This is a genomic window from Ensifer sp. B1-9 (genome assembly GCF_050474445.1).
Classification (GTDB): Bacteria; Pseudomonadota; Alphaproteobacteria; order Rhizobiales; family Rhizobiaceae; genus Ensifer.
Genome location: NZ_JBCHVG010000006.1, coordinates 178463 through 196042 on the forward strand (window position 1 = coordinate 178463; position 17580 = coordinate 196042).

16 protein-coding genes are annotated in these 17580 nt (G+C 62.4%); 6 read left to right on the forward strand and 10 right to left on the reverse strand.

All coding sequences use genetic code 11. From position 1 onward, the window contains the following. Position 1: 1 nt before the first annotated feature. From ACQ5BM_RS12840 to ACQ5BM_RS12865, 6 genes are all read right to left on the reverse strand, one after another. Positions 2-709 carry a DUF1045 domain-containing protein gene (locus ACQ5BM_RS12840; protein WP_429811454.1) on the reverse strand — a complete coding sequence of 236 codons (708 nt, stop codon included), beginning with the start codon at positions 707-709 and terminating at the stop codon, positions 2-4. A 127-nt stretch (positions 710-836) separates the two neighbouring features. Beyond that, on the reverse strand, positions 837-2354 hold the full coding sequence (phnE, locus tag ACQ5BM_RS12845; protein WP_429811456.1) for a phosphonate ABC transporter, permease protein PhnE: 1518 nt from the start codon (positions 2352-2354) through the stop codon (positions 837-839). A gap of 9 nt (positions 2355-2363) precedes the next feature. Further along, complete coding sequence (gene phnE / locus ACQ5BM_RS12850; protein WP_429811458.1) at positions 2364-3326, reverse strand: phosphonate ABC transporter, permease protein PhnE; 963 nt, start codon at positions 3324-3326, stop codon at positions 2364-2366. A gap of 200 nt (positions 3327-3526) precedes the next feature. After that, the gene (gene phnD / locus ACQ5BM_RS12855; RefSeq protein WP_334198170.1) at positions 3527-4432 is read right to left on the reverse strand and encodes a phosphonate ABC transporter substrate-binding protein; all 906 of its coding nucleotides are present in this window, start codon (positions 4430-4432) and stop codon (positions 3527-3529) included. A gap of 86 nt (positions 4433-4518) precedes the next feature. Further along, positions 4519-5361 carry a phosphonate ABC transporter ATP-binding protein gene (gene phnC, locus ACQ5BM_RS12860; protein WP_113535160.1) on the reverse strand — a complete coding sequence of 281 codons (843 nt, stop codon included), beginning with the start codon at positions 5359-5361 and terminating at the stop codon, positions 4519-4521. 254 nt (positions 5362-5615) lie between these two features. Next, positions 5616-5999: a YciI family protein gene (locus ACQ5BM_RS12865; RefSeq protein WP_429811461.1), complete on the reverse strand. Its 384-nt coding sequence runs from the start codon at positions 5997-5999 to the stop codon at positions 5616-5618. Between the two features lie 461 nt (positions 6000-6460). On the opposite strand from ACQ5BM_RS12865, the gene ACQ5BM_RS12870 reads away from it, so the two are divergent. From ACQ5BM_RS12870 to ACQ5BM_RS12880, 3 genes are all read left to right on the forward strand, one after another. Further along, a complete protein-coding gene (locus ACQ5BM_RS12870) occupies positions 6461-7288 on the forward strand; it encodes a transporter substrate-binding domain-containing protein (RefSeq protein WP_429811463.1) in 828 nt (275 codons plus the stop codon). A gap of 71 nt (positions 7289-7359) precedes the next feature. Further along, entirely contained in the window at positions 7360-8640 is a 1281-nt protein-coding gene (locus ACQ5BM_RS12875; protein WP_429811465.1) for an NAD(P)/FAD-dependent oxidoreductase, read from the forward strand. A 17-nt stretch (positions 8641-8657) separates the two neighbouring features. Then, positions 8658-9629 carry an amino acid ABC transporter permease gene (locus ACQ5BM_RS12880; RefSeq protein ID WP_429811467.1) on the forward strand — a complete coding sequence of 324 codons (972 nt, stop codon included), beginning with the start codon at positions 8658-8660 and terminating at the stop codon, positions 9627-9629. 99 nt (positions 9630-9728) lie between these two features. On the opposite strand, the gene ACQ5BM_RS12885 is transcribed toward ACQ5BM_RS12880, so the two are convergent. Both ACQ5BM_RS12885 and ACQ5BM_RS12890 read right to left on the reverse strand, forming a co-directional pair. Continuing rightward, complete coding sequence (locus ACQ5BM_RS12885) at positions 9729-10541, reverse strand: PfkB family carbohydrate kinase (RefSeq protein WP_429811469.1); 813 nt, start codon at positions 10539-10541, stop codon at positions 9729-9731. Between the two features lie 186 nt (positions 10542-10727). Continuing rightward, complete coding sequence (locus ACQ5BM_RS12890) at positions 10728-11741, reverse strand: SIS domain-containing protein (protein ID WP_429811471.1); 1014 nt, start codon at positions 11739-11741, stop codon at positions 10728-10730. A 252-nt stretch (positions 11742-11993) separates the two neighbouring features. On the opposite strand from ACQ5BM_RS12890, the gene ACQ5BM_RS12895 reads away from it, so the two are divergent. Then, positions 11994-12725: a GntR family transcriptional regulator gene (locus ACQ5BM_RS12895; RefSeq protein ID WP_429811473.1), complete on the forward strand. Its 732-nt coding sequence runs from the start codon at positions 11994-11996 to the stop codon at positions 12723-12725. Positions 12726-12776: 51 nt separating this feature from the next. On the opposite strand, the gene ACQ5BM_RS12900 is transcribed toward ACQ5BM_RS12895, so the two are convergent. Both ACQ5BM_RS12900 and ACQ5BM_RS12905 read right to left on the reverse strand, forming a co-directional pair. Further along, positions 12777-13904: an NAD(P)/FAD-dependent oxidoreductase gene (locus ACQ5BM_RS12900; protein WP_429811475.1), complete on the reverse strand. Its 1128-nt coding sequence runs from the start codon at positions 13902-13904 to the stop codon at positions 12777-12779. Between the two features lie 95 nt (positions 13905-13999). Then, complete coding sequence (locus ACQ5BM_RS12905) at positions 14000-14953, reverse strand: LysR family transcriptional regulator (RefSeq protein WP_429811477.1); 954 nt, start codon at positions 14951-14953, stop codon at positions 14000-14002. A 236-nt stretch (positions 14954-15189) separates the two neighbouring features. On the opposite strand from ACQ5BM_RS12905, the gene ACQ5BM_RS12910 reads away from it, so the two are divergent. Next, positions 15190-16377 (forward strand): acyl-CoA dehydrogenase, encoded by a 1188-nt coding sequence (locus tag ACQ5BM_RS12910; protein WP_429811479.1) that lies wholly within the window; start codon positions 15190-15192, stop codon positions 16375-16377. A gap of 11 nt (positions 16378-16388) precedes the next feature. Then, the gene (locus tag ACQ5BM_RS12915) at positions 16389-17573 is read left to right on the forward strand and encodes a CaiB/BaiF CoA transferase family protein (protein WP_429811481.1); all 1185 of its coding nucleotides are present in this window, start codon (positions 16389-16391) and stop codon (positions 17571-17573) included. Positions 17574-17580 lie beyond the last annotated feature (7 nt).

The following is a 17580-nucleotide window of genomic DNA, read 5'->3' on the forward strand; positions in this document are numbered from 1 at the left end:
CTCATGCAATCTTTCGTTGGGTGTCGCTGCCAAGCGGCAGCAGCGAGCGGACAGTAAAGGGGGCGCCGCGCTCCGGTTCGACGAAGAGTGCGACTGACGTTACGTGAAGTGGCTTTCCGATGTGCTCGGCAAAGGTGGTTTCGAGGACAGAGCGCATGACGCTGCTCGCTTCGGAGGGCACGGGACCGGTCAAGGTCAGATGGAACTGAAATTCTTCGAATACATAGGGATAGCCCCATTCCCTCAAGTAGCGCCTTTGGCGCTCCGGGAGGCTCTCCGGCTTGCGCCGGGCAAAGTCCGCCTCCGACAGGGGGGCACGGAACGGGTCGAAGCGATGAACGGCATCTTCGGCCAGATCCTGCAGTTCGGCGCAAGGGGCGGACGGCACAAGGGCAAAGAACGGACCGAGCTGGAAAAGGACGATTTCAGGGATTTCGAAGGGATCGAGGTCGGCCGCGAAGCATTCGAAGATGCTGAGCAATTCTTCCTCGTCGCGGTCTTCCGCAAGCTCGAACGGAGCCTTCAGCGTGCCATGGAAACCGTAGCGCCGCGGGTCGGCTGTCAGCGCGCGCTGCGTATCCTTGTCGAGGCCCGCGACCGGCGGGGTATCGAGATCCTGGCCGGTGAAGGCATCACGGCCAAGCCAACGGGACGCGACCTGCGACAGCCGGTCGTCCGCCGGCGGCGCGAAGTAGATTGCATAACGCACGGTCTTCACTTTCTTGTAGCGACCGGCCCGCCAGGGCGGCGGGTCGATAGTTTGCGGGATGCGATGCGCAGCTAACCGATTTCCATGACAACATCATGATGGCGGGCGCGCAAATGCCTGGCTGTCGTCAATGTGCCTTGCGCCCCATCAGGCGCGAACGGCACGCGTTCGAGATGCTGTCGAAAATAAAGACAACCAGCAAGATCAGAAGCACCATGTAGGCGACATTTTCCCAATCGGAATTGGTGCGCATCGCTTCCCAGAGCTTGAGGCCGATACCGCCCGCGCCGACGGCGCCGATGATGGTCGCCGAACGGGTGTTCGATTCCCAGAAATAGAGCGCCTGGCTGGCAAAGACCGGCAGCACCTGCGGCAACACGCCGAAGCGCTGCACGGCGAGCGGCGCGGCACCCACCGACTTGACGCCCTCGCGCTGCTTGTCGTCGATGTTCTCCAGCGCCTCGGAATAAAGCTTGCCCAGCGTGCCGGTGTCGGTGAAGAAAATCGCCGAGATACCGGCAAGCGGTCCGGGGCCGAAGGCGCGGGTGAAGAACAGCGCCCAGATGAACATGTCGACCGACCGCAGGAAGTCGAAGAAGCGCTTGGCCAACTGATTGGCCATGAAGTTCGGCGTGATGTTGCGGGCGGCCAGGAAGCAAAGGGGGAAGGCGATCAGCGAGGCAAAGAGCGTGCCGACGAAGGCCATGACGACCGTCTGCAGCAGCTTCGTCCACACATCCAGATGTTGCCATTCGGCATTATAGAGAATGTTGTTCCAGGCAAGCGAAAGGTTCGAGCGGGCCGGATCGATGCGCTCGCCGGAGGCGATCAGCGAGGCAACCTCGCCATAGCTTTTGCCGAAGAAGGGCGAGTTGGTGTCGAAGAGGAAATTCGCCCAACCGAAGAACCGATTGCGCACGGAGACCTCGTCGCCTTCGACTTCGGCCCACCCGGTGGCGCCAAAAGCCAGAACGATCTTCTCGCCGGGACGCTTCTGCGTCGCCCAGGACGGCAAAACGCCTTGCGGTGTGACCGTGTCCGTGCCGTCGACGGCCATCGTCAGCGTCTCGCCGCCATGGGTCGCCTTCACCAGACCGTCGGCGATCTCGATCTTGGTCGAGCGGTCGTAGGTCACGACGACCCGCGTCAGCACCTCTTCCGTGCGGGTTTCGACGCGGTTCTGCGTCGCGGCCGTCGAGCCGCCGCCAAGGGCCGAACCGGGCGCCATGAAACTGAAGGACGAGTTTGCTTTCGGTTTGGCTGCCTGCGCCGTCGACGCCGGAATTTCAACGCGGCGCGTCACCGTCTCCTTGTCGAGTTCCACCCAGTCCGGCTTGGGATTGGGGCCAAGCGGCGAATTGCGCTGATAGTTGAGGCTCATCGTCCGGTCCGAAGCGATGTGGATTTGCGGACGCACTTCGTAAGAAACCCAGTCGGCGAGGTAGGTGCCGGCGATGCCCCAATTGGCGTTGCCGAGCACCTGGCCGATCGAGAAGAACCACCAACTGAAGACGAGGTAAACGATGACGCCGCCGGCGATCGCTACCGTGCGTACCCGCTTGGTGGTGGAGGATTTCAGCAGCTCGGGATGGCGGGTCGCGATCGCGTCCATCTCCATCGGGCTCAGTCGTGTGGTCGTGGTCATGGCGCGCACCTATTGGGCAAGCTGGAATGCTTGCTCGCCGACAAGGCGGCGGCGAAGCCAAGCGGAAAACTGGTCGACGGCGAAAATGGTCGCGAACAGCAAGATGACGATCGCCAGCGTCTTGGCCTGGTGGCCCTGGCCGATCGAAAGGCGCAAAAGCTCACCGATGCCACCGCCACCAACGGCGCCGATGATGGTCGAGGCGCGCACGTTGATTTCAAGCCGCAACAGGAAATAGCTGGTGAAGTTGGGCAGCACCTGCGGCACCATGCCGAACCAGACGCGCTCGATCCAGTTGCCGCCGGCAGCCCGCAGGCCCTCGTCCGGTTTCATGTCGGCGTTTTCGACCACTTCGTAAAAAAGCTTGCCGAGCGCGCCGATCGTGTGGATCGAGACCGCGGCGATCGCGGGAATGGGCCCGAGCGAGAGGATCGCCAGGAAGAAGCCGGCAATCACCACCTCCGGAAAGGCGCGCAGGATCTCCATGAAGCGGCGAACCGCGCCGCGTATCCACGGATTGGGCATCAGGTTGCGTGCGGCAAGGAAGCAGAGCACGAAGCCGAGCGCCGTGCCGATGACGGTCGAGAAGATCGCGATGTTCACGGTCTCCAGCATCTTGTGGACATATTCGGGGATGTAGAAACTGTCGGTCAGGTACAGCCGGCCTTCGGGGTAGTTGTACTTGAAGCTGCCGTCGTCATAGGGCGAGGGCAGGTCGAACATGGCGCGGAATATTTCCAGGCCGTCGCGCGGTGCGAGATCGCCGACGAAGTCGAAGAAATGCGGCAGGCGATCGAAGAACTTGCCGGCGTTGGAATCGTTGGCGAACCAGAGCGAGCCCGAGAGCGTCAGGAAGAGAAGGCCGAAGCCGAGCCAGGAATAGAGACGGCGGCGGGAACTGAGTTCCTGCCAATGGCGCTCGATGACGGCGCCGTTGTCGCTCAGATGCCGCGGGAGCAGGGAAGTTGCCATGATCATTCCGGCTTACACCGGCCTCTTTGGCATTTCCTGGAAAGTGCGAAGCGGCTTTCCGTCAGGAAATGCGTGAATAAGCGATGGACGTACTCAGCGGCGCGGCGCTGAGACATGCAGTCGGGACAGGTGCCGGACACCCCTTCAACAGTGAAACGCTGGCCGTTTGGGCGGCCAGCGTTCCCGGGAGATGCGGTCTATCAGCCGCCGATCGTCGCCTTGCGGGCGTCGATGATCGGCTTGTAGAAGTCGGAGTTGACTTCGGTATAGCCGGTAAAATCACCGCCCTGGATGGCCGAGAAGCAAGCGGCGTCGGTCTTCGGCAGGTCCATCATGAACTGCTTGAACTTTGCCTTCATGTCGTCGTTCATCGAAGTGCGGACAACGATCGGGCCGTTCGGGATCAGCGGCGATTTCCAGAGCTCGACGAGGTCGTTCATGTCGAGGATGCCTTTGTCGACCATCTTGCGCAGGTTGCCGGAGGTGTAGCCGTCCTTGAATTCGCCAACGCCCGAGCCGAAGGTCGTGCCGGCATCGAAGGTGCCCTTGACGACTTCGAGAACGAGGTTTTCGTGACCGCCGCCGAAGCCGGTCTCACCGAAGAATTCCTTGACCGGCGCGCCGATTGCTTCCGGCAGGGTGACGAGCGGAACGAGGTAACCCGAGGTGGAGTCCGGATCGGCGAAGCCGAGCTTCTTGCCCTTCAGGTCTTCGAGCTTGGTGATGCCGGAATCCTTGCGGGCGACCATGATCGAGTGGTAGCCGGTCGAACCGTCGGTCTGGACGGTTGTCAGGATCGGCTCGACGGCGTCAGCCTTGGCGAGGTAGATCTTGGCGTAGCCGGAAGCGCCGAGTTCGGCGTAGTCGAGCGTGCCGCCGAGCAGGCCCTGGATAACGCCGTCATAGTCGGCGGCCGGGAACAGCGAGACCTTCTCGACGCCGATGGCGGCCGGCAGCTTGTCGACGAGGCACTGGAAGTTGCGCAGGCGGTCGGCTTCGTTCTCGCCGCCGAGGATCCCGATGCGGAATTCCTTGAGGTCTTCAGCCTGAGCGTGGCCGACGAGGGCGAGGAGCGCGACGGCGCCCAGAAGAGCTTTCTTCAGCATAAGGTTCTCCCGTGTGTCCGGCTCGGCCGGATGCTATTCGGTTTCAAAGAGGTGCCCTTGACGCGGGCTTTCGATCCTGGCGGGCGTCAGATGCCGGCCAGTGCCAGCGGCTTGAGGCCGGCCGATGCCGTTTCTTCCTGCGGTTCGGCCGCGGGAATGTTGATGCTGGTGGAGGTCATCGATTCCTCGATGCCCGTATCGGCGCCATAGATCTCGGCAACCGCTGCCGCAGTCAGATCCTTGGGCTGGCCGTCGAAGACAACGCGGCCGTGCGCCATGCCGATGATGCGTTCGCAATAGTTGCGCGCGGTATCGAGTGTGTGAAGGTTGGTGATGACCGTGATGCCGTCGCGCTCGTTGATGTCGCGAAGCGCATCCATGACGATCTTGGCGTTGAGTGGATCGAGCGAGGCGATCGGCTCGTCGGCGAGCAGCACCTTCGGCTGCTGCATCAGAGCACGGGCGATTGCGACGCGCTGCTGCTGGCCGCCGGAAAGCGTGCCTGCGGGCTGAAGCGCGGTCTGCTCGATCCCAAGGCGCTCGAGCGCGCCGATCGCCATGATGCGTTCTTCGCGGGTGAACATGTTAAGGATGCTCAAGACCGTCGAGCGGTGATTGAGGCGGCCGAGCAGAACGTTGGTGAGCACGTCGAGGCGCGGCACCAGGTTGAACTGCTGGAAGATCATCGCGCAGTCGCGCTGCCAGTTGCGAAGGGCAGCACCGCGTAGCGACGAGACCTCGGTACCGTCATAGACGATCGAGCCCGAGGACAAATCGACAAGACGATTAATCATGCGCAGCAGCGTCGACTTGCCGGCACCCGAACGGCCGATCACGCCGACCATCTGCCCTTGCGGGATGTCGAAGGTAACCGAACTCACGGCTGTCTTCTTGCCGAATTGGCGGGTTACACTCTTCAACTGAAACATTGCTAGCAGGTCCTCTTTCGGGGAGACCGGTCATCGGTATGACACCTGCCATATCGGCGCTTCATGAAAGCGAAATGTCAGTTTGTTGTAAGTTCTGTTACAGTTCACACCCGCGCGGCTGGGTTAATCAAATGTGAACGGCATCGCGCCGGCAGGTGCGCGATCGGTCACCTCCGACGGGATTGCCAGGTTGATTTGGAGCGGATCGAGGGCGGCCGCCCGATCCGGTCATGGTGCAATATCGCTGCTTGATCCTAGCTTTTTGGGCCAGGTTCCAAGGTCGTCCCGGGTATATAGAGCGCAATCGGCCGGATCTCGTAGATCGCCGTCGGATTGCTGCGTCGCAACTCGCGTGCTGCCGCGATGGCTGCCTCGAGTGACGGGAAGTCCACGACGTAAAGGCCCAGAAGCTGCTCCTTGGTTTCGGCGAAGGGGCCGTCGGTGACGATACCTTCGCCCTTGCCCCTCAGCGTCACCGCGCCTTCCACGGGGCCGAGCCGCGCTGCCGGGCCAAAGGATTTCTGTTGAACGAAGCTATCGTGAACCTGGAGCAGGTCGGACATCAAGGCCGCGTCCTCCTCCTTGCTCCACGATTCGACCACGCCTGCCGTATGATAAGCCAAGATCGCGTAATACATCGGACCGTCCTCCCGGACGTATTCCTGTCAGGTTTCGCCGAAGGCTTCAATCGGCTCGGCGATGGCTTTGCGATTGCTCGAAATCGCCGCAGGGACGCTGCGGCCCAACGGCAGGCTTGCGCCGCGATCCGGGGAGCTAGCTTGAGTTCGCCGCGTGTCGCGGCTTGCCGCGCCCACCAGACCAGACCAGACCGCGCGAGTGCTTCGAACTGCGGCTGCGCGTCCGTGTCCGAAGTCGCAGACGGCCGAGTACCAGCACATGTTGCCGGAATGATTGCGCTTCTGTGCTGGAACGCGCTTCGTTGGCGCATTCATCACGCGGACGCATGGTCCCATCACTTCGTTTCATGGAGTGTGCGTGCTTCGACCCTTGACTCATCTTTATCGATCTTTCTAATTTATGTTGTCAGACATCTTACATAAACGGGAACCCATTGCTGACGTTCAAACAGGAGGATCGCGTGAGGAAACTGGTTCTAAAGCTCGCCGTCGGTGCTGCCGCGCTGGCACTTGCCACCGCCGCACAGGCCGGCGAGACGCTCGACCGGGTGATGAGCAAGAAGGCCATGGTGGTTGCCACCAACAGCGGGTGGCCGCCGCAGAGCTATCTCGACGACAGCAACCAGCTGGTCGGCTTCGACATTGACGTCTCCCGCGAGATCGGCAAGCGCCTCGGCGTCGAGGTCAGCTTCGAGACGCCGGACTGGGCCACGTTGACCGGCGGCCGCTGGCAGGGACGTTATGACGTCGGCGTCGGCTCGGTGACCCCGACCAAGGCGCGCGCCCAGGTCATCGATTTTGCCGGCATCTATTACTACAGCCCCTATGTCTACGTCATTCACAAGGACAGCGAGGCGAAGTCGGTCGCCGACCTGAACGGCAAGGTCGTCGGCGTTGAAACCGCCACGACATCGGAAGATTTCATTCGCCGGCAGTTGGAAATCGATGCTCCGGGGCTGCCGCCGATCGAATACAAGCTGGAACCGGGCGAGATCCGCACCTTCGCCGACTCCATGCTTCCCTTCGACGACCTGCGCCTCGGTAATGGCGTGCGCCTCGATGCCGTCATCGCGCCGGAACAGACGGCGCTCAACGCCATCAAGAACGGTTATCCGCTCAAGGTGCTTGAAGGCGAATACGCGTTCAAGGAGCCGCTCGTCGTGATTGCGGAAAAGACCGATCCGGAGTGGACGAAAAAGATCGGCGACGTCATTGCGGAGATGAAGAAGGACGGCACGCTCGCGAGCTTTACCACCAAGTGGTACGGCAAGGACTACAGCGCCGATTGACCTCGACAAGTCTGCGAGGCGGCAGCCATGCCGCCCGCAACCCTTAATCGCTGTCTGCGGGGCGAGAGAATATGTCCTATCCGGATACCTATTACAAAAAGACGATGGTCGACCGGAAGGTCAGACCAGTCCTTTCGGAAACCATCGAATGTGACACGGTCGTCGTCGGCGGCGGGCTCGCTGGTCTGACAACGGCGCTTCAGCTTGCACGCGCCGGGCAATCGGTCGTCGTGCTCGAAGCCGAAAGTGTCGGCTTCGGGGCTTCCGGTCGAAATGGCGGCTTTGTCAGCCCGGGGTTTGCGACCGGTGGCGAGAATATCGCGCGAATGGCCGGTACCGAAGGTGCACGGCAGATCCATCGGCTGTCGATCGAAGGCGTAGATTTCGTTCGCGAAACGATTGCGGCACTGAAGATCGAGAGCGCGCACGCGCAGCCCGGCATCACCAGCGTGCTACGCTATGACGACGGCGGCAGCTTGAAGGCACATGCCGATGCGATGCGCCAAAACTACGGATACGAACTGGAGTATTTCGACACCGAGCGTGTCCGCTCCGTATTGAAGTCGAAACGCTATTTTCACGCCTTGCGCGACAGCCGCTCCTTCCACATGCATCCGCTGAACTACCTTCGGGCGGTGGCCGACGAGATCGAGCGGCTGGGCGGGCGGATCTACGAGGGCTCGGCGGCAACGGCAAGCCTGCTCGACGGTGCCGAAAAGACGGTGTCGACAGCCCGTGGTCGCGTCAGGGCACGCCAGGTCGTCTTCACCACCGGTGGCTACACCGGACCGCTCAACGGCCGGCTGAAGCGCGCCTTCCTGCCGATCGCAACTTACGTGATGCTGAGCGAGGCGGCGCCGGATCTGATCCGCTCGGCCATCGCCACCAGCGACGCGATCGGCGACAACCGCCGCGCCGGCGACTATTACCGGCTGGTGGATGGCGGCAAGCGGCTGCTCTGGGGCGGACGGATCACCACGCGGGCGGCGTCGCCGGCGGCGCTGGCCGCCGAATTGCGCCGCGAGATGACCGGCACCTATCCGCAGCTGAAAGAGCTCAAGACCGAACTCGCCTGGTCGGGGCTGATGTCCTATGCCCGCCACCTGATGCCCCAGATCGGCGAGATGCGGCCGGGGGTCTGGCATTGCACCGCCTTTGGCGGCCACGGGCTCAACACGACGGCGATCGGCGGCAAGCTGGTGGCCGAAGGCATTCTCGGCCAGTCCGACCGCTACAAGCTTTTCCGGCCGTTCGGTCTGGTCTGGGCCGGCGGTTATGCCGGGCTGGCGGTGGCGCAACTCACCTATTGGAAACTGCAGGCACAGGACTGGTGGCGCGAGCGCGCGGCCTGAACGCCGGAGATTTTGAGATGATTGGTCGTCTGATACTGACTTATCCGGATGTCGCGCGACGGTCCGGCCTGGTTCTGCTGCTGGCGCTCGTCACGCTGGCGATCTACGGGCTCGGCATCAGCCCCGCCTGGATCGGCCATCTGCTGCCGACGTCGGCGGGCTGGCTGGAAGCCAACCCGGCGCTCGGCCGGCTGATGAGCGCCGTGATGGTCGCCCTGATTGCGGCGGCGAACTGGAAGGCCTTGCGGCAATTGCCGCGCCGCGGCCAGGTGATCGGCGTCTGGGTCGAGCTCTTCGTGCTGTTGATGCTGTTCTTCTATTCGTTTGATCTGTCCTTCGCCTTCATCGCCAAGAAGATCGGCTACCTGGTCTCGCAAGGCGTCGTCACGACGCTCTACATCTCGGTGCTCTCGATCGCGATCGCCACGCTGATTGCGCTCGTCGGCGCCATTGCGAAACTGTCGAAGAATGGCGTCGTCTACGGGCTGGCCACCTTCTACACCTCGCTGTTCCGCGGCCTGCCGTTGTTGATGCAGATCTACATCATCTATCTCGGCCTGCCGCAGGTCGGCTACGTCATCGGTGCGGTGCCGGCCGGCATCCTGGCGCTGTCGCTCTGCTACGGCGCCTATATGACCGAGATCTTCCGCGCCGGCATCGAGAGCATTCCGCGCGGCCAGACGGAAGGTGCAACCGCGCTTGGCCTCAGCCCGAGCCAGACGATGGCGCTGGTGATCATGCCGCAGGCGATGCGGGTCATCATCCCGCCGACCGGCAACCAGTTCATCGCCATGCTGAAGGACTCCTCGCTCGTCTCGGTCGTCGGCGTCTGGGAGATCATGTATCTCGCCCGCACCCAGGGCCAGACCGAGTTCCGCCACATCGAGATGCTGATCACCGCCTCGATGATCTACTGGATCCTCTCGATCGGTCTCGAATTCCTGCAGTCGCGGGTCGAAGCCCGCTTCGGGCGGTTCGATGTCCGCTGAGCACGGTGCGCGCGAATTCCTTGCGGTGAAAAGATTGCAGGTGCCCGCCATATACCCGGCCCGGTGTTGAACCGGGCCGGGCAGGGCGGGCGAATTGCGTCAAAGCGTGTGCGGTTGCTGCGGAAACCCGCCGACATGGGTGCAGGTGCGCGCAGCGAGGTCGCGTCCGGCCTCCAGCCGTTCGATGAGCGGGCGGCCTTCGAGATGAGCGAGAATGAACCCGGCGATAAAGCTGTCGCCTGCGCCTGTTGTATCGATGACATCCACCGGACGGCTGCCGGTCGATGCCAGTTCGGCGCCGTCGGTGGCGAGCGAACCGAGGGCGCCTCGTGTGACGACGGCCAGTTCGGCTCCGCGAGAGAGGAAATCAACGGCCAATCGGTCTGCGTCCTTGCCGCCCTCGCCGCCGGACCCGAAGGCGATGCTAAGGCCCTTTACGCCAAGGTCGGCAGGGGTGGCATTGACGGAGACGTCCTGCGAGACGCTGACGCCGGCGGCCACGAGCGCCTTGCGCAGTGCGCCGCCGTCGTCGAGCCAGCCGATATGTATGTGATCCATGGTCTTCAGAAGGGCGATGTCGTCCGCGTCGGGTCGGTAACCGGCGCAGGCGCCGAAATCCTCATAAAGGAAGACGCGGTCGCCCTCCGGCGTGATGCCGATGTCGGTGTAGGCGGTGTTGATATCGCGCTCCTTGAGGCCGTCGAGCCGAACGCCGTTCTGCTTAAGAAGCTGCCGCACTTGCGCGCCGTTGCGGTCGCGGCCGACGGCGCCGAAGTAGAATGACTGCTGCCCAAGAAGTGCCAACTGCACGGCGACATTGATCGCGTTGCCGCCGACATAGGCTTCTCCCACCGGCGCCTCAAAACGATCGATGCAATTGTCGCCGACGGCGGCAAGGCGGAAGGTGGTCATGGCGTCTCCTGGCAGCCGCATGGAAAGGTCGCGAACGCGTTTTCGCATCCGCGACCGCTCGGCATGTCTCCGTAAATCAACCTCGATTTGAGGACGAAGACATGCAGCAAATCAAAGTCCTACAGCGACCTTTGCGCGTCTGATAAGACGCGCGGCGCTGTAGGCGAACGATTACGTCGCGAATGCTCAGTAGGCAACGCGCTTGTAGTAACGCCGCGTCGTCAGAGGGTGATTGCGCATCACCTCCAGATGAGCACTGATGCGCTCGAGCACGGTTGCAAGCACGATCGGTGACACGAGACCGCGCACGTCGGGAGAAAGCCCGGGGAGGGTAAACTCCGCGGTGTCGAGAACGGTCAGCTTGCTTGTGTAGTTCGGCACGAAGTTCTGAACGCGCTCGGCCAGGGGGCGCATCGCATCTTCGCCCTTGAACAGGATGACGCTGACGTCCTGTTCCACCAGTTCGAGAGTTCCATGGAAGAAGTCGGAGGCATGCACCGGACGGGTACGGATCCATTGCATCTCCTCGAGAATGCACATGCCGTAGTAGAAGGCCTCCGGCCACACGTTACCGGCGCCGGTGATGATGTGATAGTTCGAACCGGCAAGAATCTCCGCGAATTCCTCTGCCCTGGCTTCGAAGCCGCGTTTCACCTCCAGCAGCGATTGCGGCAGGGTTTCGAGTTCGCCCATGACCCGCGCGTAATCTTCGAGCTCCCCGCGGTGGCGCATGATCGAAAGTGCGATGAAGAGCGATTGCAGATAGAAGGATTCGCAGGAGGTGTCGTCCTCGGCGAAATTGACGAAGATGTGGTCGCCACCTTGACCGAGCGGCGTGTCCCGGTGTCCGACGAGCGTCAACACGGTCGCGCCAACCGCCTTTGCCTTTTCAAGCAGCGCCACGCTTTCTTTCGTCGTACCGGACAGGGAGGGAATGACGACGATGGATCTGGAATTGAAGTTCGCCGATCCGGAAAGGACGAGCTCTGCCGGCAGGTCGATAAAGGTGGGAAAGCGGGACCGGCGTTGAAGAAGCTGGGCGGCCGGCTGCATCAGGATGGCGGCGCCGCCCGTCCCCATGAAGAAGATGTTCTCCGCGCCGGCGGCGAGACAGGCCGCGATCGTGGCGTCTAGTTGTTGGCGCAGCGCGACCGCGCCCGACTGAATGCGAAGAAATCTCTGTTCGTCAAAGTTCAGCATGACATGCTTTCCCGGTGGTTGCCTCGGCCGGCGGTCTTGGTGTCCGCCGTTCTCTTCAATGTTGTAAGACAACTGACAACAATGTGAAGCGGTGTCAAGAGAGATGCATCCGGCGATATCTCGCCAGCGGCCGCTACGCATCATGAGGCCGGCGGAGAAGCGTCGAAAATCCGGGCGATCTGGGGTACACTTGACCTTCCAGGATTTGTCAGACAAGAACATCTTTGTGATTGTTCAGCGGAGTGAGAGGAATTGGACGAACCCCTTCGTGATACGCGCACACTGGTCATTCAGCTTCGCGACCGCATCGCGGATCTGATTCGCGACGAAGGGCTCAATCCCGGCGACAAATTGCCGACGGAGGCGCAGTTGACGCAGCGCTTCAAGATCTCGCGTCCGGCGCTGCGCGAAGCGCTGAAGCTGCTCGAGCAGGATAGCATCATCTATGTCGAGCACGGGCGGGGACGCTTCGTCTCGGCCATGTCCGCCGTTCAGGTCGATCGCCCGATCACCGTCTTCGAAAGCGTTACGGACATGGCCCGGCACTATGGCTATGCCACGGCAAACAAGGTTCTCTCCGTAGCGGAAGAAACACCTGATGCGATCACGGCGGAGCAGTTGCGGCTCCAGCCGGGTGAGCGGGTGATCCGCCTTGAACGGCTGCGGCTGCACAAGGACGAGCCGATCCTCTATTGCGTCGACTTTATCCCACGCAGCATCATCCCGTTGCGCCTCTATGATGTCGATTGGACCGGTTCACTGCTCGATCTTTTGGATCAGCACAGGAGCAGGCCCCGGATGTCGGCTGCGATCGTCTCTGCCGTCATGCTTCCCGACGATGTGGTGGAGCGCAATGATTTGCGCGACTTCGGGCCGGCGCTGCTCATCCGCGAGACCTGTTTCAATGCGGCAGGCTTGCCGGTGGTCTACGCGCTCGACTATCACCGCGGCAGCCATTTTTCCTTCAGCCTGGCGCGCAAGTGATCCGTGGCGGTTGCTGACGATCGGCTCGTGAGCGACGACAAACCGATCCTGTTACTTCTCGAAGCGGGACGGGCTGAATTTCGATGGGTTAAGGCCGGCGGTGTCAAAGCCTTCCGGCGCTGCGGCGCCGATGACGAGGTTCGCGGCAAGGGCGCCAAGTGCGGGCGAGGTCAAGATGCCATAGCCGCCCTGGCCGGCGAGCCAGAAGAAATCCGGCCGGTCGCGGGCAAAACCGATGACCGGCAGTTTGTCGGGTGAGAAGCTGCGCATGCCGGCCCAGCTCTTGAAGATGCGCCGAACCGGGACGGTCGTTGCCTCTTCGATATAATGCGCCGCCCAGGCGACATCGATTTCCTCGGGCTGGACGTCGGCCGGCTCGCAAGGGGTGGCGTCGGCTGGCGAGGCGAGCAGCCGCCCGCCCTCGGGCTTCATGTAGAAGTCTTCATCGATCTCGTTGATTTCCGGCAAGGTGAGCGCGTCGATCCCTTCGGGAAGATCGACGGTGATCGCCGTGCGGCGATGCGGCACGATGCCAACGGGGGAGACGCCGAACAGGTTGGCAACCGGATCGGCCCAGCCGCCAGCGGCGTTGACGATCGTCTGTGCGCTGAGATCGCCGGCACTCGTCGTCAGCACCCAGCGGTCGCCGTCCCGGCGCGGTGCCAGCACGTCCGAGCGTTCGATGACCGCCGCACCCTGGCGGCGCGCGCCCCGGACATAGCCTTGCACAAGGTTTTCCACCTCGATGTCCCAGAAATGCGGATCGTAATAGGCAGCGGCAACATAGTCCCGCCGGAGGATCGGCACGCGCGCGATCACCTCGTCGACGGTCAGTCTCCGGATTTCAGGATTGGCGCGGTGTTCCGCCAGGAGGACCTCCTCGAAGCGCTCAGCCTTCTCGGCATTGGCGATCATGACGCCGCCGCGTTGCTTGAGCAGCGCCACCTCTGAGAATCCTTCAGGCGGATTGTCGAAAAAGGACTTGGATATGGTCGCGAGCGCACAGACCTCGGGCGCGTTGTAGCGCAGCACGAACTCTGCTGCCGAGCGACCGGTGCTGTGGTAGCCGAGCCCATCCTCCCGCTCGATCACCACGACGGAGCGATGTGGCGCCAGGAAATAGGCGAGCGACAGCCCGGCGATGCCGCCGCCAATGATTGTCACATCGTATTCGCGCATGTCCCGCCTCCGTTGGTTGTTGGCGGGACCATAGGCAAGCTGCCATCCGCGTTCAAATTTATAACCGGAAAGGTGGCTATCAATTCTGATAATGGTCAGACGATCTCATCGAGGCAGTGGTCGAGTGGCTCGGTGTCGGCGACATGGGCCAGAAACGCAGTTTCAGCCGGATTGAGGATCGCGTTGGGGTTGGAGATGCGGAAGACATCGGTCGTCGGCAGGTCGGTGTAGGGCGGCAACTGCCAAAGCTGGCCCTTCGCGGCGGCCGCCGCCGCCAGGTGATCGGGCAACATGCCGATGCCGACATTGGAGGCGATCAGCCGCATGACCTCTTCGACATTGCAGGAAACGGCGCGGACCTGCTGACCGAATGAGCCGATTGCACGCACCGCCGTCACCGAGTTCATGTGTTGGCCGCCCAGCACGTCGGCGATGAAAGCGATATAGGGATTGCCCCTGAGGTCGTTGAAGTCGATGCCCTCGACGCCGAACAGCGGATGACTTCGCCCGCAATAGAGGGCATAGCGCTCGCGCACATGGAAGCGCTTGTTGAGCCATTCGGGTATGTTACCGTCGCAAAGGCCCATGGTCGCAACGTTGCGCTCGACCGCGCTCAGCACGTCGACAGTTGTCGCGATGGTGACCGACAGCGTCACTTTCGGGTGCAGCCGGAAGAAGCTTTCGAGCTTGCGGTCCCAGGCAGGATTGTGGGCGTGACTGACAGAATGGATGTTGAGGTGGCCGGTGATTTCCTCGCCGGCGGTTTCCAGAACGTTCGGCAGCCGGATGACGGCTGCGAAGATGTCGCGGCACTGGGCATGCAGGCGGGCGCCGGCATCTGTCAGGTTGAAGCGCCCGGGACGCCGGTCGATGAGTTTCTGGCCAACCGTTTGCTCCAGCCGCTTCAGCGCCATGCTGACGGCCGGCTGCTGCAGAAGCAGCCGGTTTGCCGCTGCGGTAATGCTGCCTTCCTCGACAAGCACGACGAAGGTGCGCAGCAGATTCCAGTCGAGATTGTGGGCGAAGCGTTCGAGGCGGTCGTTGGCCATGGTCGTGGCTTGCTTTTGGTCTCTTGCGTTGACTGGGCCGCTCGGCAGCGAGGATTGGCGGCCCGAAGGACTTCAGTTCTTGTCGTCATATTTCAGCGATTTTGCAACACGGGGCGCGTGTCCCGGGTCGGAGCAGGGGCCATTCCCCGGACGCATGAGGCGGTGCCTCAATTTCGTTTGAAACGGCCTGCACCCCTTGCGATAACATCAGCCGAATAATCCGATGGGAGAGAAACATGGCCGGCAAGACGCAATTTCAATGGGATGATCCGTTCCTCCTCGAAGATCAGTTGACCGAGGACGAGCGTATGATCCGCGACACCGCGCGGGCCTATGCGCAGGACCGGCTGCAGCCGCGCATCATCGACGCCTACCGCGAAGAGGCGACCGACCCGGAGATCTTCCGCGAAATGGGCGAGCTCGGCTTGCTCGGCGTCACCGTCTCTGACACCTATGGCGGCGTTGGCGCTTCCTACGTCGCCTACGGCCTCGTTGCCCGCGAAGTCGAACGCGTCGACAGCGGCTACCGCTCGATGATGAGCGTACAATCTTCGCTGGTGATCTATCCGATCTATGCCTACGGCTCCGAAGAGCAGAAACAGAAGTACCTGCCGAAGCTGATCAGCGGCGAGTGGATCGGCTGCTTCGGCCTGACCGAGCCGGATGCCGGTTCGGATCCGGCCGGTATGAAGACCCGCGCCATCAAGACGGAGAGCGGCTACCGCCTGGTCGGCTCGAAGATGTGGATCTCCAACGCGCCGCTCGCCGATGTCTTCGTCGTCTGGGCGAAGTCGGAAGCCCATGGTGGTGCCATCCGCGGCTTCGTGCTCGAAAAGGGCATGAAGGGCCTTTCCGCCCCTAAGATCGCCGGCAAGCTGTCGCTGCGCGCTTCGATCACCGGCGAAATCGTCATGGACAATGTCGAGGTCGGCGAAGAGGCGCTGCTGCCGAATGTCGAGGGCCTCAAGGGTCCGTTCGGCTGCCTCAACCGTGCTCGCTACGGCATTTCCTGGGGCGCGCTCGGCGCCGCTGAATTCTGCTGGCATGCCGCGCGCCAGTACGGCCTCGACCGCAAGCAGTTCAACCGTCCACTGGCACAGACGCAGCTCTTCCAGAAGAAGCTTGCCGACATGCAGACCGAGATCACGCTCGGCCTGCAGGGATCGCTCCGTGTCGGTCGGCTGATGGACGAAGGCCGCATGGCCCCGGAGATGATCTCGATCGTCAAACGCAACAATTGCGGCAAGGCGCTCGATATCGCCCGCATGGCGCGCGACATGCACGGCGGCAACGGCATCTCCGAGGAATACCAGGTCATGCGCCATATGGTGAACCTCGAGACCGTCAACACCTACGAAGGCACGCATGATGTTCATGCGCTGATTCTTGGTCGTGCCCAGACCGGCCTCCAGGCCTTCTTCTGAGCGACACGATCATGGAAGCGCCGCTGAAAGGCATTCGTGTCCTGGAACTGGCCCGCATCCTCGCGGGCCCTTGGATCGGCCAAACGCTGGCCGATCTCGGTGCCGACGTCATCAAGGTTGAAAGCCCGGCGGGTGACGATACCCGCACCTGGGGCCCGCCCTTCGTCGCGGGCGAAGATGGCGAGAAGCTCGACGCCGCCTACTTTCACGCCTGCAACCGCGGCAAGCGCTCCGTGGTGCTCGACTTCACGACGGAGGAGGGGCAGGAGGCGGTGCGCCGGCTGGCGGCGCAGTCGGATGTTCTGCTCGAAAACTTCAAGGTCGGCGGGCTCGCCAAATATGGGCTCGATTACGAGAGCCTGAGGAAGATCAATCCGCGGCTGATATATTGCTCGGTCACCGGCTTCGGCCAGGATGGTCCCTATGCCCACCGTGCCGGCTATGATTATATCGTCCAGGGCATGAGCGGCATCATGGACCTGACCGGCGAACCGGATCGCGAGCCGCAGAAGATCGGCGTCGCCTTCGCCGATATTTTCACCGGACTCTACGGCGTGATCGCCGTGCAGGCGGCCCTTGCCCAACGCGAACGCACCGGCGAGGGGCAGCAGATCGACATGGCACTGCTCGACTGCATGACCGGCGTGCTTGCCAACCAGGCGCTGAACTTCCTGGTCTCCGGCAAGGCGCCGCGCCGGCTCGGCAATGCGCACCCGAACATAGCGCCCTATCAGGTCTTTCCGACCGCGGACGGCCACCTGATTGTCGCTGTTGGCAACGACCGGCAGTTCGTGAAGTTCTGCGCATTGCTCGGGCGTCCCGACCTCGCGACAGACGAGCGTTATCTGACCAACGCGCTCAGGGTGCAGAACCGCGACACGCTGACGCCGGAGCTGGCCGCGGAGACCGCAAAGATCGAACGCGACACGCTGTTGAAGATGCTGGAAGATGCCGGCGTGCCCGGCGGGCCGATCAACACCGTTGCCGATGTCTTTGCCGATCCGCAGATCGCGCATCGGCAGATGCGCGTGGATACGCCGCACTCGGGTGCCGCTGCCGGCACATCACCGGGCGTCAGGACTCCGATCCGCTTTTCCGGTGCCGAACTTGCGCTTGAGCGCGGCGTGCCGCGGTTAGGAGAACACACTGACGAGGTGCTGGCGGAGATCGGAATGCAAGTCGCGAAGGCGAACTAACGCTACG